Annotated in this window: 20 protein-coding genes and 1 pseudogene; 14 read left to right on the top strand and 7 right to left on the bottom strand. The window is 70.2% G+C overall.

The genetic code is table 11. From position 1 onward, the window contains the following. The first annotated feature begins 97 nt into the window (after positions 1 to 97). The 8 genes from rpsF to dnaB all read left to right on the top strand — a co-directional run bounded on the left by rpsF (position 98) and on the right by dnaB (position 8785). Positions 98 to 388 (top strand): 30S ribosomal protein S6, encoded by a 291-nt coding sequence (rpsF, locus tag ABR571_RS12245; RefSeq protein WP_409453486.1) that lies wholly within the window; start codon positions 98 to 100, stop codon positions 386 to 388. A gap of 4 nt (positions 389 to 392) precedes the next feature. Further along, positions 393 to 899: a single-stranded DNA-binding protein gene (locus tag ABR571_RS12250; protein WP_409453487.1), complete on the top strand. Its 507-nt coding sequence runs from the start codon at positions 393 to 395 to the stop codon at positions 897 to 899. Positions 900 to 940: 41 nt separating this feature from the next. Beyond that, the gene (rpsR, locus tag ABR571_RS12255) at positions 941 to 1177 is read left to right on the top strand and encodes a 30S ribosomal protein S18 (RefSeq protein ID WP_409453488.1); all 237 of its coding nucleotides are present in this window, start codon (positions 941 to 943) and stop codon (positions 1175 to 1177) included. 14 nt (positions 1178 to 1191) lie between these two features. Next, the gene (gene rplI, locus ABR571_RS12260) at positions 1192 to 1638 is read left to right on the top strand and encodes a 50S ribosomal protein L9 (RefSeq protein ID WP_409453489.1); all 447 of its coding nucleotides are present in this window, start codon (positions 1192 to 1194) and stop codon (positions 1636 to 1638) included. Positions 1639 to 1775: 137 nt separating this feature from the next. Continuing rightward, a complete protein-coding gene (locus ABR571_RS12265) occupies positions 1776 to 4514 on the top strand; it encodes an ATP-binding protein (protein ID WP_409453490.1) in 2739 nt (912 codons plus the stop codon). A gap of 87 nt (positions 4515 to 4601) precedes the next feature. Continuing rightward, positions 4602 to 4877: a hypothetical protein gene (locus ABR571_RS12270; protein ID WP_409453491.1), complete on the top strand. Its 276-nt coding sequence runs from the start codon at positions 4602 to 4604 to the stop codon at positions 4875 to 4877. Next, complete coding sequence (locus ABR571_RS12275; protein ID WP_409453492.1) at positions 4870 to 5535, top strand: hypothetical protein; 666 nt, start codon at positions 4870 to 4872, stop codon at positions 5533 to 5535. Before ABR571_RS12270 ends, ABR571_RS12275 begins: the two co-directional genes overlap by 8 nt. A gap of 367 nt (positions 5536 to 5902) precedes the next feature. Next, entirely contained in the window at positions 5903 to 8785 is a 2883-nt protein-coding gene (gene dnaB / locus ABR571_RS12280; RefSeq protein WP_409453493.1) for a replicative DNA helicase, read from the top strand. On the opposite strand, the gene ABR571_RS12285 is transcribed toward dnaB, so the two are convergent. Beyond that, positions 8755 to 9684, bottom strand: a complete 930-nt coding sequence (locus tag ABR571_RS12285) for an alpha/beta hydrolase (protein WP_409453494.1) — start codon at positions 9682 to 9684, stop codon at positions 8755 to 8757. The genes dnaB and ABR571_RS12285 overlap by 31 nt on opposite strands. A gap of 69 nt (positions 9685 to 9753) precedes the next feature. On the opposite strand from ABR571_RS12285, the gene ABR571_RS12290 reads away from it, so the two are divergent. Genes ABR571_RS12290 through ABR571_RS12300 form a run of 3 tightly spaced genes read left to right on the top strand, consistent with a single transcriptional unit; the run spans position 9754 to position 11289 of the window. Beyond that, on the top strand, positions 9754 to 10005 hold the full coding sequence (locus ABR571_RS12290; protein WP_409453495.1) for a hypothetical protein: 252 nt from the start codon (positions 9754 to 9756) through the stop codon (positions 10003 to 10005). Between the two features lie 57 nt (positions 10006 to 10062). Then, entirely contained in the window at positions 10063 to 10794 is a 732-nt protein-coding gene (locus tag ABR571_RS12295) for a class I SAM-dependent DNA methyltransferase (RefSeq protein ID WP_409453496.1), read from the top strand. A 39-nt stretch (positions 10795 to 10833) separates the two neighbouring features. Then, a complete protein-coding gene (locus tag ABR571_RS12300; protein WP_409453497.1) occupies positions 10834 to 11289 on the top strand; it encodes a DUF4396 domain-containing protein in 456 nt (151 codons plus the stop codon). A gap of 8 nt (positions 11290 to 11297) precedes the next feature. On the opposite strand, the gene ABR571_RS12305 is transcribed toward ABR571_RS12300, so the two are convergent. Together ABR571_RS12305 and ABR571_RS12310 are read right to left on the bottom strand one after the other, a co-directional pair. Beyond that, positions 11298 to 11789, bottom strand: a complete 492-nt coding sequence (locus ABR571_RS12305) for a YbaK/EbsC family protein (RefSeq protein ID WP_409453498.1) — start codon at positions 11787 to 11789, stop codon at positions 11298 to 11300. Next, a complete protein-coding gene (locus ABR571_RS12310) occupies positions 11759 to 12598 on the bottom strand; it encodes a DMT family transporter (RefSeq protein WP_409453499.1) in 840 nt (279 codons plus the stop codon). The genes ABR571_RS12305 and ABR571_RS12310 overlap by 31 nt, the downstream gene beginning before the upstream one ends. A 156-nt stretch (positions 12599 to 12754) precedes the next feature. On the opposite strand from ABR571_RS12310, the gene ABR571_RS12315 reads away from it, so the two are divergent. Further along, positions 12755 to 13684, top strand: a complete 930-nt coding sequence (locus ABR571_RS12315; protein WP_409453500.1) for a LysR family transcriptional regulator — start codon at positions 12755 to 12757, stop codon at positions 13682 to 13684. Here the strand turns inward: ABR571_RS12315 and ABR571_RS12320 are convergent. The 4 genes and pseudogenes from ABR571_RS12320 to ABR571_RS12335 all read right to left on the bottom strand — a co-directional run bounded on the left by ABR571_RS12320 (position 13670) and on the right by ABR571_RS12335 (position 16710). Beyond that, complete coding sequence (locus ABR571_RS12320) at positions 13670 to 14431, bottom strand: putative protein N(5)-glutamine methyltransferase (RefSeq protein WP_409453501.1); 762 nt, start codon at positions 14429 to 14431, stop codon at positions 13670 to 13672. The two genes, ABR571_RS12315 and ABR571_RS12320, sit on opposite strands and share 15 nt — an antisense overlap. Positions 14432 to 14463: 32 nt before the next feature. After that, positions 14464 to 15066, bottom strand: a complete 603-nt coding sequence (locus ABR571_RS12325; protein WP_409453502.1) for a TetR/AcrR family transcriptional regulator — start codon at positions 15064 to 15066, stop codon at positions 14464 to 14466. Between the two features lie 30 nt (positions 15067 to 15096). Continuing rightward, positions 15097 to 15457, bottom strand: a pseudogene (locus tag ABR571_RS12330) (DUF427 domain-containing protein). Positions 15458 to 15468: 11 nt separating this feature from the next. Next, complete coding sequence (locus ABR571_RS12335; protein ID WP_409453503.1) at positions 15469 to 16710, bottom strand: MFS transporter; 1242 nt, start codon at positions 16708 to 16710, stop codon at positions 15469 to 15471. A 155-nt stretch (positions 16711 to 16865) separates the two neighbouring features. Here ABR571_RS12335 and ABR571_RS12340 point away from each other — a divergent pair, with 155 nt between their 5' ends. Then, on the top strand, positions 16866 to 17957 hold the full coding sequence (locus tag ABR571_RS12340; protein ID WP_409453519.1) for an adenylate/guanylate cyclase domain-containing protein: 1092 nt from the start codon (positions 16866 to 16868) through the stop codon (positions 17955 to 17957). A gap of 138 nt (positions 17958 to 18095) precedes the next feature. Continuing rightward, positions 18096 to 18800 (top strand): hypothetical protein, encoded by a 705-nt coding sequence (locus tag ABR571_RS12345; RefSeq protein ID WP_409453504.1) that lies wholly within the window; start codon positions 18096 to 18098, stop codon positions 18798 to 18800. Positions 18801 to 18817 lie beyond the last annotated feature (17 nt).

Raw genomic sequence — 18817 nt, forward strand, 5'->3', positions numbered from 1 at the left:
AACGAACTGTGCGAACCACCTGGTTGCGCCGGTTGCCGAACACCTCCTGCCACGGAGAGCCCGTGGCCGACTAGTCCACAGGAGGAATGGCACACTCATGCGCCATTACGAAGTCATGGTCATCCTCGACCCCACCCTCGAAGAGCGGACGATCGCTCCGTCGCTCGACGCCTTCCTGTCGGTGGTCAAGAACGATGGCGGCACGGTCGAGAAGGTCGAGGTCTGGGGCCGCCGCCGCATGGCCTTCGAGATCAACAAGCACCCAGAGGGCATCTACGCCGTCGTCGACCTGCAGGCCAACCCCGCCGCCGTCCAGGAACTGGACCGACAGCTGAACCTCAACGAGTCGGTGCTGCGGACCAAGGTCCTGCGCCCGGACCAGCGGTAATCCGATGGCCGGCGAAACGATCATCACGGTTGTCGGCAACCTGACGGCCGATCCCGAGTTGCGGTTCACGCCGTCGGGTGCGGCCGTCGCGTCCTTCACGATCGCATCCACGCCCCGCACGTTCGACAAGAACTCGAACGAGTGGAAGGACGGCGAGGCGCTGTTCCTCCGCTGCTCCATCTGGCGGCAGGCCGCCGAGAACGTGGCCGAGTCCCTGACGCGCGGCATGCGTGTCGTCGCCCAAGGTCGCCTGAAGCAGCGCTCCTACGAGACCCGTGAGGGCGAGAAGCGCACGGTCGTCGAGCTCGAGGTCGACGAGGTCGGCCCGTCCCTGAAGTACGCGACGGCCAAGGTGAACCGCACGCAGCGCGGCTCCTCCTCCGGCGGCGGCTTCGGCGCGTCCGGCTCGGACGCCGGTCCCGCCGGCGGCAGCGGCGGCCCGTCCGACGATCCGTGGGGCTCGGCTCCACCGGCGTCCGGCGGCGGCTTCTCTGACGAGCCCCCCTTCTAGATCACTGACTTTTCGCACCACAGACACGGAGACATACGGACATGCCCAAACCACCCATTCGCAAGCCGAAGAAGAAGTCCAACCCGCTCGCCGCGGCCAAGATCGAGTACATCGACTACAAGGACACGAACCTGCTCCGCAAGTTCATCTCCGACCGCGGCAAGATCCGCGCACGGCGGGTCACCGGCGTGAGCGCCCAGCAGCAGCGGCAGATCGCCAAGGCGATCAAGAACGCCCGCGAGATGGCCCTGCTGCCCTACACGTCGACCGCGCGCTGAGAAAGGGGATCATCGTGAAGCTCATCCTGACGCGCGAGGTCGCCGGCCTCGGTCTCGCCGGTGACATCGTCGAGGTCGCCGACGGCTACGGCCGCAACTTCCTCGTCCCCCGCGGCGCGGCCATCCTGTGGTCGAAGGGCGCCGAGAAGCAGATCGTCCAGATCAAGCGGTCGCGCGACGCCCGCGAGATCCGCGACCTCGGCCACGCCCGCGAGATCAAGGCCGACCTCGAGAAGCTGTCGGTCACCCTCCCGGCGCGGGCCGGCAAGGACGGCCGTCTGTTCGGGTCGATCACGACGAACGACATCGCCGCCGCGGTCAAGGACGCCGGCGGCCCGACGCTCGACAAGAAGCGCATCCAGATCGACGGCCACATCAAGTCGACGGGCTCGCACACGGTGACGGTTGACCTGCACCCGGACGTGGTGGCCTCCATCCCGTTGACGGTGACCGCCGTCTGACGCGGACTGCTACTGCTACACCCTTCGGGCCCGGTGACCGTACAGTCGCCGGGCCCGAGTACTGCCATACGGACAACGGCGGGCACTGGGCCCTCGCCCCGGTATCCGATCGCCCGCGCGGCGATTAGTCTCCGCTCGTGCGGACGGACCTGGTCGGTCGTGGGCGAGAACTCGAGGACCTGCGCCGGCGACTGTCGGCCGCATTCGAGGGGCACCCGTCCGCCGTGGTGGTGGCCGGCGAGGCCGGCATCGGCAAGACCGCGTTGCTGAGGGAACTGACGAGCGACCTCGCGCCGGCCACAACCGTGCTGCGCACTCGAGGGATCCCCACCGGCGACGTGCCGCCCTACTGGATGTGGCAGCAGGTCATGCCGCTGCCGACCTCCATCGGCAGCGACCGCTTCGGCATCTACGAAGCCGTGCGGGTCGCCCTGCTCGGGCAAGCACCGCTCGTGCTCGTGGTGGACGACCTGCAATGGGTCGACGAGTCGTCGCTGCACGCGTTGACCTACGTCGTGCGGCGAATGGGCAACGAGGCGCTGTTCGTGGGTGCTTCGCTGCGCCCCGACGATCCCTCCGAGGCCTGGCTGGCCGCGGGCCCCGCCCTGCTGTCCGAAGCCGCGCTCCATCGCCTCGACCTGGGCGGGTTGAGCGACGAGGCCAGTGCGCAGTGCGTGCAGGCTGCCTGCGTCGGCCCCCTGCCGGACGAGGCGGTCGCGGACGCGGTCGCCCTGGCCCGCGGCAACCCCTTCTACCTCACCGAGCTCGGCCGGGCGTGGTCGCTCGGCGGTGCTCGCGGCGTGCCGACCAGCGTCCTGGACGTCGTCGGCTTCCGGACCTCCCGATTGCCGACCGCGGCTCAGGAGTTCCTCGTCGCGGCCGCGCTGCTCGGAGAGGACGCGGAGATCGCCGTGGTCGCGCACTGCCTCGGCCGGGACACCCTCGAGTGCCTCGCCGCCGTGCAGGCGGCCTTGGACGCCAACCTGCTCCAGCCGGCATCCTCCGGCGTCGTCCGGTTCACCCACGGGCTGGTCCGGACCGCACTGATCGGCCGGATTCCGGTGCAACACCGCGTGACGCTGCACGCCCGAGCCGCTGCGGCGATCGAGGAACTGCACGCCGGTTCTCTCGACCGGCACGCCGCCGAACTGGCTCGTCACCACTCGGCCGCAGCCGTCGGCGGTGGTGCGGAGCGAGACGCCGCCGTGGCGTGGGCGGGCCGCGCGGCCCGGATCGCGATGCAGGGCCGCGCGTTCGAGGACGCAGCGCGGTTGTTCTCCCTCGCCCTCGACACCGGGGGGGACGACCTCGACGACACTGCGCGGATACGTCTGTTGCTCGGACGCGCCGCCGCGGAGTTCTCGGCCGGGGCCCTGCGCGAAGCGCGCATGACGTGTCGCCAAGCGGCCGACCTCATGCATGGGGTGGAAGATCGCGACTGCGTCCAGACCCTGTCCGCCGAACTCGCCCTCACCCTTGACCCGATCGGCGAGCGGCAGTGGGACCGCGACGTGCGGGAGTGGTGCGAGCAGGCCCTGCGCCTCGCAGCTGCGGAGGACGTCGCGATGCAGGCGCGGCTGATCGCCCGAATCGCTGACGCCCTTGCGTATGACGGACAGTGGGACGAGGGCCGGCAGCACGCGCAGCGCGCGGTCGAGCTCGCCGACGCCTCCGGCGACGAGACGGCGATCGTCGCCGCGTTGCGCGCGCGGCAGCTGAGTTGGAGCGGCCCGCAGTTCCACGTCGAGAGGGTCGGTCTTGCCGAGCGCATGATCGGACTGGGTACCCGGACACGTCGGCCGGACGTCGAGATGTGGGGGCGTCTGTGGCTGATCGACGCCCACTGGGAACGGGCCGATCTGACCGCGATCGCCGCCGAACTGACCAGGCTGTCGTGGGCCGTCGACCAGCTCGGCAGCCCGATGGCACGGTGGCATCTGTTGGTCGCGCAGGCCGCACTTACCCAAGCGCGAGGCGAGTTCGACGAGGCGGCGCGCATTGGCGAAGCCGCCTTCGAACTCATGCATGCCACGGGGCACCCGGCCGGATTCGGCGCCTACATGAGCCTGCTCGGCGCCATCGGCCACCACGCCGGTCACCCGCCGATGTCACTGCGGCCCGCGCCTCAGGTGAGCCCGGCGGAGGGCGAGATGCGCGCCGAGCTGTTCGCCCATTTGGGCCCCGCGTTCGCGCTGGCCGAATCCGGCCAGTTGGACGCCGCGACGGCGCTGTACCTACGTCCGGGACCGCCACGGTCGTGGACCATTCCTCCGTTCTTCCGAGTTCCGGCGCTCAGCTGCGCAGCGCACGTCGCCGTTCGGATCGGGCGCGCGGACGACGTCGTGTGGCTGGGCGAACAGCTGGCGCCCTACCGTGGCCGACATGTCGTCGGCGGTGCCGGCGTGGCGAGCTACCTGGGACCGGTCGAGCTCGTCCTCGGGATCTGCTCCGCGGCGGTGGGCGAGTGGGACGCGGCAGAGGCGGACCTGCGGACGGCCGCTGTGATCTGCGACCGGGCCGGGCTGCCTTCGTTCGGGGTCGAGGTGGCGTGCGAGCTGGCTGATGTCCTGATCGCGCAGCGCCGTCGCGCGGAGGCGCACCGCCTCCTCGTCCCCGCTGCGGCCGCGGCGTCGCGCCTCGGAATGACGCCCTGGCTCGCTCGGATCGAGCGCACGCTCGGCCCACGGGACCCCTTGACCGCCCGCGAACGGGAGGTCGCGAACCTGGTCGCCGAGGGGCGGACCAACCGGGAGATCGCCGAGCGGCTCGTCCTGTCCGAACGGACCGCGGCCAACCACGTGCAGCACGTCCTGACGAAGCTGGGCTTCACCCGCCGGGCGGAGATCGTGGCGTGGCGGGCCCGGGCGAATGAGTAACGGGATGAGTAGGTCATCCGATGTGGTGCAGGCCGGTGCTGCCTAGCGTTCCTCCGGTCAGATCCAGCCGAACCGGGGGAGCCAACGATGACCTACATCCATGTGACCAGAACGCCGGACATGCATCTGTCCGACTACCGCCGCGTCGTCGCGGCGCTTGGGGAGGAGCCGATCGCGGGACGGCGGCGACACTACGTCGGCGAGAGCGACGGCGCGCTGCACACGGTCGACGAGTGGGTATCACGCGCCGACGCCGACCGCTTCGCCGCGGAGCGCCTGTTCCCGGCCTTCGATCGGGCCGGAGTGCGGCCGTCGCCGGCGATGACGCTCATCGCTTTCGAGGCCGGTGACGGCGATGACTGACCAGCGAGTGGGCGCCGCGGGCGGCATCGTGTTCGTCATTCTCAGCCTCGCCGCGGGCGCAATACTGCCCAAGCCACCGGCGGCCGATGCGTCGGCGAGCGAACTGGGCCGTTACTTCGGCCAGCACCATGATCGCATCCAGACCTCGGGCGCGCTCGCCGCGCTCGCCGCCGTCGCGCTGCTGGCGCTGGTCGTGAGCCTCGCCGAGCGGCTGTCGGAGGATCGACTCGCCTCCCGTCTCGCACTGGCCGGCGGGACGGTCCTCGTGTCCCTGAGCATCCTCGGCGCCCTCGTACAGGCGTTGGTCGCCCAGATCAGCTCCCGGATCAGCGGGGACACCCTCGTCCTCGCGTTCGCCGTCGACGAAGCGGCGTTCTACGTCGCACCCGCGATCGCGGTGATCGCTCTCATGGTCGCGGTGGCACGAGGTGCCTCGGCCGCAGGCCTGCCGACCTGGATCGCCGCCTTCGCGCTGTTGATCGCCGCGGTGGGGATCGTCGCCGGTGTGGGGCAGCTGGTCACCACGTCATCGGCCATGTCGGCATTCGGCTTCGCCGGGTTCGTGCTGACCGTCGTGTGGGTCGCCGCCGTCTCGGTCGTCCTCCTGCGTCTCGAGCGCACGGTCCGGACTGTGTCGCCGGTGGGGGCCGCGGCCTAGCGGTGGTCTACACCTTCGGGCCCGGTGACGACAGAGTCGCCGGGCCCGAAGTTGTCGATCTTGGCGAAAGTTTCTGCGAACTTTCTCCGGTCCACAGGCCGGCCGGGAACGCAGCCGCGTGGAACGGGGCGTCACAGCCGAATTCCGCGGTTCGTCCACACCGTCCTCCACCTGTCGTCTACAGGCTCAGCGGCGTTTCCCACAGGGTTGCCCACAGCACCGTCCACAGGCTCGGTTGTCCGGGTCGGGCCGACCCCATAGCGTCCTGGCCAGATCGCCCGCGACCTGCCGCCCGGAAAATTGTCGGACCCGTCGGTAATGGTTCGCGTGTGCGAATGACGGGGAATTCTCAGGAGGGCTGCGTCGGATGACGTTGATCAGTGACGCGCGCGGTCCGGCGGCTTCCGGCGGGAGCGAGTTCGACCGCACCCCTCCCCAGGCGATAGAGGCCGAGCAGTCGGTGCTCGGCGCGATGATGCTGTCCAAGGACGCGATCGCCGACGTCGTCGAGGTGATCAAGCCCGGCGACTTCTACCGGCCGGCTCACCAGCTCGTCTACGACGCCGTCCTCGACCTCTACGCGCGCGGCGAGCCGGCCGACGCGGTGACGGTGTCGGCCGAACTCACGAGCAACGGCCAACTGAACCGGGTGGGCGGCGCGCCGTACCTGCACACCTTGATCTCCATGGTGCCGACGGCGGCCAACGCCGGTTACTACGCCGCCATCGTGGCCGACCGGGCGACGCTGCGCCGACTGGTCACCGCGGGTACCCGCATCGTGCAGATGGGTTACGACGCGTCGTCGGGCAACAACGACGTGGTCGGCAGCGTCGACGACGTGGTCGACCGCGCGCAGGCCGAGATCTACGACGTGACCGAGCGCCGCACGGCCGAGGACTACGTGCATATCGAAACGCTGCTGCAGTCGACGCTGGACGAGATCGAGAAGATCTCGTCCAACGGCGGCATCGGCACCGGCATCCCGACCGGCTTCCAGCAGTTGGACGAGATCACCAATGGCCTGCATCCCGGGCAGATGGTGACGGTGGCCGGGCGGCCCGGGTCGGGCAAGGCACTCGCGCTCGACACGCCGTTGCCCACACCCACCGGTTGGACGACGATGGGTGGCGTGCAGGTCGGTGACCTGCTGCTCGGCGCCGACGGCCGCCCGACGCGGGTTGTCGCCGCCACCGACGTCATGACGGACCGGCCTTGTTACGAGGTCGAGTTCTCCGACGGCTCGGTGATTGTCGCGGACGCCGAGCACGAATGGCTGACGCGCAACCGCGCCGCCCGACGCAGGCGCGGCGTCGGCGCACCGCATTATTCGCTTCCGGCAGATCGCCTAGATCGCGCAGCCACCGTTGCGTCGCGGTGTGCGGTCGAGCCGGACCGGCAGGTCAGGGTCAACGAATTCGTCGCCGAGATCGGTGCCGACTTTCGCGCCGTCGTACAGAAATCGGCCTGTACGGTCGGAGCGGTCGGACGCGCGCCTCGACCCGCAACGGGCCCGCGACGCTCCGACATGTGGCGCACGCCGGTCTATTCGCCACGCGGGCTGAGCGCTGCGGTGGCCGAGCGCATGGCAGCGCCGCGCATTGGTGCGGCCGAGCACCCGTCCACAATCGTGACCACCGCGCAGATAGCAGCCACCTTGCGGTGCAACACCGCGGACGGAAGGCTCAACCATTCGGTCGCGTGCACGGCTCCGCTGTCGCTGCCCGACGTCGAATTACCGGTTCCCCCCTACACGCTCGGCGCCTGGCTCGGGGACGGCACCACCGACTCGGCATCGCTGACCTGCGCAGACAAGGGCATCCTCGAGCAAGTCCGCGCGGAAGGTGTCCTGGTTACCCCGACGTCCGGCGCCCTGCGCTACCGGCTGAAGCTCCCGCGCGTGCGCCCAACGGCCCGACCGTGCGAGGTCTGTGGTGAGAGCTTCGTGCCCGCCTTACCGCAAGTCCGTACGTGCGGACAGTCGTGCGGTGGCAAGGTCCACTTTCTTTCGAGTCCGGCGGAGCAACCGTCCTGCCTCGATTGCGGCAAGCGCATCTTCGGCTGGCAGAGGTGCGCCGGTTGCCGCGCCGCGCGGGGGACCCTCCAAGCGCGACTGCGTGCGCTCGGAGTGCTCGGAAACAAGCACATCCCGATGCCGTACCTGCGAGCCGGCGAAAACCAGCGACGCCAGCTGTTGCGGGGTCTCCTCGACACCGACGGTTACGTCACCAAGTCCGGGACGATCGAGTTCGGTGTGACGCACAGACGGTTGGCCGAGGACTTTCGCGAATTGGCCGTCGGCCTCGGCTACCGCGCGACCCTGCGTACCAAACCGGTGCGCGGCCGTACGCCTGCGTCGTCGACCTGCTACACGGTTTCCTTCACGACCGCTGATCGAGTCTTCGGACTCGAGCGCAAGTCTGAGCGGCAGGTGGTGGCCACCCGAGCCGGCACCTCGGATCGTTACATCGTCGACGCACGTCCGATCCCTTCGGTGCCCGTGCGTTGCGTTCAGGTCGACAGCGACGACCACATGTACCTGGCCGGGCGCACGATGGTGCCGACCCACAACAGCACGATCGCCCTCGACTTCGCGCGCTCGGCGGCGATCAAGCATCAGAAGCCCACGGCCATCTTCTCCCTCGAGATGGGCAAGCTCGAGATCATGATGCGGCTGTTCTCGGCCGAGGCCGGCGTCGCGTTGCAGAACATGCGCTCGGGCCACATGAACGACACCGATTGGCGCCGGCTCGCGCTGCGCTCCTCCGAACTGGCCGAGGCGCCGCTGTTCATCGACGACTCACCGAACCTGACGATGATGGAGATCCGCGCCAAGGCCCGGCGCCTGCGTCAGCGGCACGACCTGCAGCTCATCGTCATCGACTACCTGCAACTGATGACCAGCGGCAAGCGGGTCGAGTCCCGGCAGCAGGAGGTCAGCGAATTCAGCCGCTCGATGAAGCTGCTGGCGAAAGAACTCGACGTACCGGTCGTCGCGCTGTCGCAGCTGAACCGTGGTCCCGAGCAGCGGACGGACAAGAAGCCGATGCTGTCAGACCTACGTGAGAGCGGCAGCATTGAGCAAGACAGTGACGTCGTCCTTCTCGTGCACCGGCCGGATCTCTACGAGCCCGAGACTGAACGCGCGGGCGAGGCCGATTTGATCATCGCCAAGCACCGCAACGGACCGACGGCGACCATCGCCGTCGCGTTCCAGGGTCGCTACAGCCGTTTCGCCGACATGCCCAGCTGAGCCGGCCGCGGCAGAACGTGCCGCTGCAGGAAGTCGAGCTCGACGTCGACCGCATGGTCATGACCGTCGAGGAACGGCTCGTAGTGCCCGCCCGGCATCCGGCTCAGCTCGCCGCGCGGAGCACGGTGGGCGGCCTTGGCCGCCGGCGCCGCGAGCGATGTCTGGTCGTCGTCACACACCAGGACCAGCAGCGGTACCTGGATGCGGCGCACGTGCCGGCCCGGTCGGTAGAACGCGATCCGCAACGCGGAACGCGCCGCCACCTGCTGCTGCCAATGCGGGTAGTCGGCCGCATGCAGCGCGCGCTGCCCATCGAGCGAGTCAGGGGTTGTCAGCATGGCCACGGTGCCCGGCGGCCCGGTGAGCGCAACCAGGCGAGGCGGTTGTCCGACAAGGGAACCGGCGGCATCGAGCAGCGCCCGACCGGTGAACCGGAGCATCGCGGCGGCCTTCTGATGGCGCCTGGCGTTGCGCAGCGCCGCCAGGCCGTCCGCGTTCGGCGTCTGGGCGATGACCGCGGCGAGGTGCGGGTCGCTGGCCGCCACGGACAGCACGAATCCGCCGGATGCGGAGAAGGCCCACAGCGCCACCTTGCCTGGATCGACGCCGGGGCGACTGCGGGCGAAGTTGATGGCGGCCCGCCAGTCCGCGAGCTGCCGGCCGACGGGGAACACCAGTCGCGGAGCGCCACCGCTTTCGCCCAGGCCGCGGTAGTCGAAGGCCAGCACGCTGAACCCCGCTTCGTGGAACCGGCGGGCGAACTGGTCGGTGGCCGGCTCCTTGGGCACCGCGAAACCGCCGGCCATGACCACGCACGCTCCGTTCGTGCCGGGGTAGTACCAGGCCGCGCACTGCGTGTCATCGCTCGGGAACTGCACTCGCCGTCGAGGTGTCGTCATGTCTTCATCATACAGACTGTCTGTATGTAAGCTAGTCCGGCCCCGGTTCCCGGGTGGCGCGCCCGCGGCGTGGTCGGTCACCTCGTCGAGTGGTTCCCCGCCTTCCTGACGACCGCGACCGGGCTGCGGCTCGGCCGCGGCCCGTCGCCGGACGCGGACCCGGTCGGCGCCTGGCAGGTGCACGCCGGGACGGTCCCGATCGAGGAGCTGCTGCGTTCCTCAGGGCAGTACGAAGCCCGGGTACCCGTGCCGGCCGACGCCGACGCGCAGACCCGCCTGCTCGGGTTCATCGGGCGCGATCCGCTGGCCGGGCGGGACTGACGCCGGTGGCGCCGAATTGCGTCGCGCTGCCGGACGCCGAGGCGGGACTATGGAGCGATGGCGGTCGATCGGTTCGGCGAGTCGGTCGCGGCCGCTTACGACAACCCCGACGACGAGATGTTCGCCGCCAAGCTGATCGACCGGACCGTCACCTTCCTCACCGGCCACGCCCGCGGCGGAGCGGCCTTGGAGTTCGGCATCGGGACCGGACGGATCGCGTTGCCCCTGAGCGCCGGCGGCGTTCCCGTCCATGGCATCGACCTGTCGCCGGCGATGCTGGGCCGGCTGCGAGCCAAGCCCGGAGCCGAGCGGATCGAGCTCACCGTCGGCGACATCGCCCACACCCGCGTGCCGGGCACGTACTCACTCGTCTACCTGGTGTTCAACACGATCATGAACCTGACGACGCAGGACGAGCAGGTCGCCTGCTTCAGCAATGCCTCGGCCCACCTCGACGAGGGTGGCCGCTTCGTCGTCGAGGTGATGGTGCCCGACCTGCAGCGCCTGCCGCCGGGCGAGACCCTGCGGCCCTTCGCGCTCACGCCGACCCGGCTCGGCTTCGATGAGTACGGCGTCGTCGATCAGCGCCTCGTGTCACACCACTATCGACTCGGCGGCGCCCGTGTCGAGACGAGCTCGGTGCCGTTTCGCTACGTGTGGCCCGCCGAGCTCGACCTGATGGCGCGGCTCGCCGGCCTGACCCGGCTCGAGCGGTGGAGCGACTGGAACCATGCGCCGTTCACCTCGGTCAGCGCCCGGCACATCTCGGTCTGGCAGAAGGTGACGTAGCAAGGGAATACCCCAGGGGGGTATCTCTGTTCCGCCACTATGGACGATCACACGCCCCCGACGCTCACCCGCCAGGCCGTCTCGGCCACCCTGCACTGCCTGACCGGCTGCGCGATCGGCGAGGTCCTCGGCCTGGTGCTGTCGACCTGGTGGGGCTGGGGCAACGGTCCGTCGATCGCCCTCGCGCTAGTGCTGGCCTTCTTCTTCGGGTACTCGCTGACCATGGCGCCCGTGCTGCGGGCCGGCCTCTCACCGCGCCGGGCCCTCGGCATCGCCCTCGCCGCGGACACGCTGTCGATCCTGACGATGGAGATCATAGACAACGCCGTCGTGCTCGTAATCCCGGGCGCGATGTCGACCGGCCTGGCCGACCGGCTGTTCTGGGCGTCACTCGCCTCCTCACTGCTCGTCGCGTTCGTGGTGACGGTCCCGGTGAACCGGGCGCTGCTCGCCCGCGGCAAGGGCCACGCCGTCGTCCACGCCTACCACCACTGAAGGGGCGGTCAGCCGCCCGCCGCAATGGGCGCCAGCCGCGGGCGGGCAATCCGCAGGTAGTCCGCCGCCGACATGGCGACTGAGCGCTCGAGGCGGGCGGCGTTGAAGAAGAGCTCAGGCGCACGCTCGATCGCGACGTCGGCGACGGCCTCGAGCTCCGGGTCGAAGCTGAACGGCAGCACCGTGCCCGGCACGCTGCCCGCGAGCCGCTCGGCCGTGGCCGCGTCGGCGAACCCCACGTAGCGCGCCCCGTACAGGCGACGCACCGCCGCGAGATCGACGCGTTCATCCCCGGGCACGACGGCGAGCACATAGCGAGTCGTCCGCCGATCGAGCTTCACGATGAGGACGAGGCACTTGGCGGCGTGCGCCGCCGGGTGGCCGCGCAGCGCGCTGACGACGTCGGTGACCCCCTCCGGCGCATGATCGATGAGCCGGTACGCGGCGCCCTCGCCGTCGAGGAGCGCGATCAGGCGGCAATAGGTGTCCTCGTCGGACATGCGCGATCCTCCCTCCCTTCGCGGGCCGCCCGTTCCACCGACTGACCCTTGAACACGCCGCCGATCACCAACACCGCGCCCACCATGGCGACCACCGACAGCCTCTCGCCGCCCACGACGACGCCCGTAGCCACCGCCCAGATCGGCTCGGTGCCCAGCAGCAGGCCGGCCCGGCTCGCCGACGTGCGCTGGACCGCCCACGTCTGCGCCAGGAACGCGAAGACGCTGCACAGCACCGCCAGGTACAGCAGCGCAATCCATCCGCCGGCACCGACCGCGCTCAGGCGCGCGAGTTGCCCGGCTGCTCCGCACGCGCACAGCGCCGTGCCCACCAGCATCTGTACCGCGGTCAGGTGCAGCGGCCGCACGCTTCGGCCCGCGGTGAGGCGCGCGACCAGCACGAGGTGCACCGCGCGGATGACGGCGGCGAGCACCATCAGCGCATCACCGGTGCCCGGACGGGAAAGGCCGCTGCCACAGACCAGCACGGTGACGCCGGCGACGCACACTCCGGCCGCGACGAAGAACGACGGGGGCAGTCGGCGCCCGTGGCCGGCTTCGAGAACTGGCGTCAGGACGATGGTCAAACTGATGATCACGCCCGCGTTCGCCGCACTGGTCCGCGCGACGCCCGTCGTCTCGACGATCAGGACGGCCGCCAAGGTGACCCCGAGCAGGCAGCCGACAGCGAGCTCGTCGCGGGTGCACCGCCGATCGGGCCCGGCGAGCACGATCAGCCCGCAGACCACCGCGGCCAGCCCATAACGCACGAGCAGGACGTCGGCGACGGGCGCGGCCGAGGTCGCCACCTTGGCCGCGAGATAGCTGGACCCCCACGGCGGCGACCGCCAACAACAGGGCGTCGAGCCATCGAGTAGGTCGCATATGACAACTCTCAGGTGCATCGTCAGTTAAGCCAATAACGACCTTCTACGACGACGTTGAAGCGGGGCTACATTGTCTGGATGGATGAACGGCAGCTGCGCGTGCTTCGGGAGCTCGGCGAGCTGGGCAGCGTCACCGCGGTCGCGGATGCCCTCTTCGTCACACCATCAGCCATCTCGCAACAACTGCGGCTGCTTCAGCGCACGATTGCCGTGCCGCTCACCGAGCGGGCCGGACGCCGGGTCGTTCTCACCGCCGCCGGGCGTGCGTTGGCCGACGCCGCGGTCGGCGTCGAGACCGCGCTGGCCGGCGCTCGGGAAGCCGTCGACCGCTTCGTCGACGACCCCAGCAGCTCAGTCAGCGTCGCTGCCTTTCACAGCGCGGCCGCCGCGTTCTTCCCGGCGCTCGTGCGGGCCGCCGCTCGGACGGGCGGTCCGCAGATCGAGCTCGCCGACGAGGACGTCGCGCAGGGCGACTTCCCGGCGCTGACCCGCGACTACGACGTCGTCCTGGCGCATCGCCTCGACCACAGCCGGTCGTGGCCGTCCGGCCTGGCCGTGACGCCGCTGCTGCACGAGCCGCTCGACGTCGCCTTGCCCCGTGCCCATCCCCTGGCCGCGAAGGCCCACCTCGTTCCGCGCGATGTCGCGGGGTTCCCCTGGATCACCGTTCACGACGGTTACCCACTGGGAGCCACGATCGAGGCAATCGCCGCGGCTGCGGGCCGGCCGATCCAGATCGCGCACCGCATCAACGACTTCACCGTCGCCGCCGACGTCGTTGCCGCCGGTGGCGGGCTCGCGCTGATGCCGCGCTGGACGACGCGTTACCGGGCCGGCGTCGTCCTGCGACCGCTCACCGGCGTCCGCTCACGTCGACACATCGATGCGCTGTGCCGGCCCGAACGCGCGGTCCGGCGCGCGGTCGCCGACGCCCTGGCCGAGCTACGCCGCACCGCTGACGCCGTCCAACCGCAGAAGCGAGTCGATCCCCGGTCAGGCCGCCGGTAACCACCCCAGCACGACGGTCGCGTCCTCGCCTTCCGCCGACGTCACCGCCGGTGCCAATCCCGCGGCCGCGAAGATCTCGGCAAGCACCGGAGCCTGCGGTTCGCTCGACTCGATCAGCAGGCAGCCGCCCGGCGCGAGCCACTGGGGGGCCGCGACTGCGACCCGCCGCGCGACGTCCAACCCGTCCGGCCCACCGTCCAGTGCCACCCGCGGTTCGAAGTCCCGCGCCTCCGGCGGCATCAGCGCGATGGCCTCGCTCGGCACGTACGGCGTGTTCACGACGAGCGTCTCCACCCGCCCGTGCAGGCTCGTCGGCAGCGCGTCGTAGAGGTCGCCCGCATGCGTCTGGCCACCGACGCCGGACAGGTTGCGCCGGGCGCACGCCACCGCGACCGGGTCGATGTCGGCCGCGTACAGCTCGACGTCCCCACCGAGCGCGTGCGCCACGGCGAGACCGATCGCCCCGCAGCCGCAGCACAGGTCCACCACGACCGCGCCGCGGCGGGTGTGCTCGACGGCCTGCGCGACGAGGTGCTCCGTCCGCCGCCGCGGCACGAAGACGCCCGGGTCGACCTCGACCCGCAGACCGCAGAACTCGGCCCAGCCCAGCACGTGCTCGAGGGGCAGGCCGGCCACGCGGCGCGACACCATCGACTCGAGCTGGGCCGGCGACGTCGCTTGACCGACAAGCAGCGCCGCCTCGTCCTCGGCGAACACGCAACCGGCCACCCGGAGCCGACTGATCACCGCCGCCGAGTCAGCCGCAGAGGAGGGGACGGTCAGGGCGTGCCCCGGTCGGCCAGCGCGGCGTCGAGCAGCGCTTCGGCCACCTCCCGGGCCGCGAGCGAGGCCGACAGGTCACCGTCCATGCGCGCAGCCTGTCCGGCGCCGTCGTAGAGCAGATGCAGCTGCCGGGCGAACGCGTCGGGGTCGGGCAGTCCGGCTTCGCCGGCCAGCCGGGTCAGCAGGGCCCGGACCCAGGATCGGTAGGCCCGCGCCGCGTCCATGACGCAGCTACCGGGACGCGCCTCGGCGCTGGCCCGGGCGAAGGCGCAGCCGCGGTAGTCGCTGTCGCTGATGATCTCCTGCTGGGCGTCGAACACCCCGAGCAGCCGCTCCCTCGGCGTCGTGAAGCGCTCGACCACGGCGGTGATGCGCGTGGCGAGGGACTCGCGCCGAGAGTCGAGGTAGGCGCGGATCAGCTCTTCCTTGCTGCCGAAAGTGTTGTACAGCGACGCCTTGGCCACCCGCGCGTGCTCGATGACCCGGTCGATCCCGACCGTCTGGATGCCCTCGTCGTAGAACAGCTCGTTGGCCGACGCCAACAGCCGTTCGCGCGCCGAACGCCGGCCGGTGTCGAGAACTTCGGTCCTGGCAGCCATCGGCGTTCCTCTCAGACAGATCTGTCTAGCTTAGGCCGTCTCGGTGGTGATCTCGACGCGGTTCGGATAGAACGCGACGTGTCCGGCGATCGACTCGACCGCGGGATAGGGCGCCTCGTAGGTCCAGACCGCGTCGGCGATCTCGCTCGGACGTGACGATGCTGTAGTACGCCGCGTCGCCCTTGTACGGGCAGTACGTAGTGGTGCTGCTGCGCTCGAGCCGAGTCTGGTCGACATCGGTGAGGGGGATGTAGTGGACGGCCGGATAGGTCGCCTCGCGCAGGGTCAGCGCGGACTTGGTGTCGGCGACGAGCGTGTCGCCGACACGCACGGTCACCCGCTCCTGCGCCGGCTCGATGGTGATCGGGTGTTCGGGACCGGGGGTCAGCATGGGAATTCCTTTCAGACCGGTTGGCCGGTGCGTACCGAGCGACGCACGAGCCCTGTCAAAGCCAGAACGGCCAACACCATCACGAAGATTCCGTACTCGCGGGCGGTATGGATCAAGCCGCCGTCATGCACGACGAGATACCCGGCGGCGACGGCCGGCGCGCCCAGGCCGATGTAGGAGATGACGAAGAGCAGGGAGAGGACGCCGGACCGCTCGTGCGCGGCGGCGAGCGGAACGACGGTGCGGATGCCGCCCTGGAACCCGGCCCCGAAACCGAAGCCGGCGATCGCCGTGCCGCTGAAGAAGAGGATGGTCGAGCTCGCGCCGATCGCAATGAGGTTCAGCCCGACGCCGGCCAGCAGGCTCGCGATCCCGATGAACATAACCACTCGCGGCGCGGTGTTGCGCAGGACGTAGGTCGCGGAGGCCGCGACGCCGGCGAGGAGGAACAAGCCGAGGCCGCCGAGGACGACCGACTGCGAGCCGGTCAAGCGGCGGGTGAGCGCCGGGCCGAGCGAGGCGTAGAAACCGGCCAGCGACCAGACCGCGATGAGCACCGGAGCGGCGACCAGCACCGGCCCCCGCGTCGCCCGGGGCAGCTTGATGTCCGGGACCAGCGTCGCCAGGGCCCCGGGCTTGCGGCTGACCGTCTCGTGCAGCAGCAGGACGCCGACTGCCTGGAGGCCGAACACGCCGAGCAGCGCCAGGTAGATCAGGTGCTCGGGCGCGGGCAGGTACTGCACGACGACGCCGGACACCAGCGCGCCGAGCCCGGTGCCGATGCCCGGCGCCACCGCGTTGGCGAGCGTGCCCCGCTCACGGCTGATGTCGATCATCCCGGCCCCGAGCGCGCCGAGGGCGGCTCCGGTGGCCAGGCCCTGCACCACCCGGGCGACCAGCAGCTCCGAGACGCCCGACGCGGTGGCGAACACGATCATGGCGACCGCCTGGCCGGCGAGGGCCGTGAGCAGCACCGGCCGGCGGCCGAGGTGGTCGGACACGGTGCCCAGCGTCAGCAGCGCGACCAGCACGGCGAGGGCGTAGATGCCGAAGACGAACGTCGTCGTGATCGGCGTGAAGCCCCACTCGGCCTGGTAGATCGCGTAGAGCGGGGTCGGCGCGCTCGACGCCGACAGGAAGGTCACCACGATGGAGGCCAGCAGGACGAGCCCGGCAGTGCCCGAGAGTCCGGTGCGCGCCGGCTGCGGGTCCGGCCGGGTGTGCGGCGCACGGATGTGGACGGTGGTGGTCATGACGCTCCTCGGCCAACTAGGTAGACAGGTCTGTCTGCTATCTCCAGTAGATTAGACCGACCTGTCTAGTGATGTCAACCGGTTGTGCCCCGCACCGGAGCGACGCGAGCACGGTGCGTGGTGTACTCGTGCCCGAGACCGGCGGGAGCGAGGACATGATCGATCTGGACGAGTTGGCGGCCGCCGGGATCGTCGACGCCCACGCCCGGCGCTCGTTGCTGGAGTACCTCGACTCGCTGGGCTTCACCACCGATGAGATGGTCGAAGCCGAGCGCGAGGGGCGTCTGTTCGCCCTCGCCGGCGACGCGCAGATGCGTTCCGGACGCCGGGTGCACAGCCTCCGGACCGTCGCCGCCGCGCTGGGCCGCCCGCTGGACGACATAGAGCACGCCTGGGCCGCGCTGGGGCTCACGGTGACCGGTCCCGACCAGATCGCGCTGACCGAGGCCGACCTCGAGGCCCTGCGCACGTGGTCCGATCTCAGCGCCGCCGCGGGCACGGCGTCCTCGCTGGGCGTGCTGCGCGTCCTCGGCGCGACCATGGCCCGCTTCGCCGAGGCCGAGTCGTCGGCGATCCGCGGCGGCGTGCCCGAGATCCAGATGAACCACACGCACGACGAGGTGGCGACCGCGCGTGCCTACGCCGCGGTGACCGCCTTCGTCCCCCGCATCGGAAAGCTGATCGACGCGGTGCACCGGCAGCATCTCGAGAGCGCCCGGATGTACTTCGAAGCAGTCCTCAGCGACACCTCGGCGACCGTCCTGTGCGGAGTCGGCTTCGTCGACCTGTCCGGCTTCACCGCGCTCACCCAGGTCGTCACGGCCGCCGAACTCTCGGAGATCCTGAGCGTCTTCACCGCGAGTGTCAGCGACGTCGTGCACGCCGACGGCGGCCGGGTCGTCAAGTTCATCGGCGACGCCGTGATGTGGGTGACCCCCACCGCCGAGCAGCTGGCCACCGCTGCGGCCGATTTGGTCGAGCACCCGAAGGCCCGTGAGGCGGGCATGCAGGTGCGGGCCGGCATCGCGTTCGGGCCGATCCTCGCCTTGGACGGCGACTACTTCGGCAACGCGGTCAACCTCGCGGCTCGGCTCGTCGCGGCCGCCGAGCCCGAACAGATCCTCGCGACCCGCGAGGTCTCCGAGCGGCTGCCCGAGTGGCCGGCGAACCCGGTGGCCCCGCTTGCGCTGCGCGGATTCGACCGTCCTGTCCACGCCTTCGCCCTCGATCGCCCGCCCGGCCAGTAGCGCTGCCGGCGCCCGCTTGTCGGCATTGTCCAGGGCTTTGGTCCCGTTTCTTAACAGAAATTTGACATTGACTCGGTCGAGCGCGCAGCTTTACATGAACCACACGCTCCCCCGGCGGTGGAATTTGAGGAGCGCCACATGGACGACACGTCATCCGAAGCCGGCCGGCACAGCTCGAAACGGCGCCGTCTCGTTCCGCTCGTCTGGGTGGCCGGCGCAGCGTCGGCCGTCCTGCTCGGCCTGACCGTCACCGGCACCATCTCGGGCTGGACGGCGTCGATCACCAACACCACGAACACGACCGGGTCCGGCACCCTGCTCATGCAGGAGACCAACAGCGTCGGGCCGGTCACGTGCTACTCGAACGGCACGGCCACAGGGACGATCGGCAGCAACAGTGCCAACTGTTCGACCATCAACAAGTTCGGTGGCGACCAGACGAACGGCCTCAACCTGGCGCCGGGCACGACGGCTACTGTCACCACCGTCTCGATCAAGAACGCCGGAACGATCGCGGCCAGCCAGTTCACCTTGACTGGGGGAACCTGCGCGCAGTCAGCCAACACCGGTAACACCGGCGTCATCGCCAACGGCTCGGCGACCGACTTCTGCACCAAGGTCAACGTCACGATCAAGCAGGCAGGCGTGGTGGTCTTCGTCGGAACAGCGGCCCAGCTCGCCGCCGGCACCGGGGCGGCCACCCCGATGCCTGCCAACCTCGGGCCGGTCGCTGCCGGCGCCACGGTCAGCATGGAGTTCGATGTGTCGCTGGCCGCCACGGCCGACAACACCTACCAAGGCCTCGCGCTCAGCCTGCCGCTGACCTGGCAGTTCACCCAGTAACACCCAACCAGGACGCG

Origin of the sequence: Jatrophihabitans sp. (assembly GCF_046262535.1) — a bacterium.
Lineage (GTDB): Bacteria > Actinomycetota > Actinomycetes > Mycobacteriales > Jatrophihabitantaceae > Jatrophihabitans.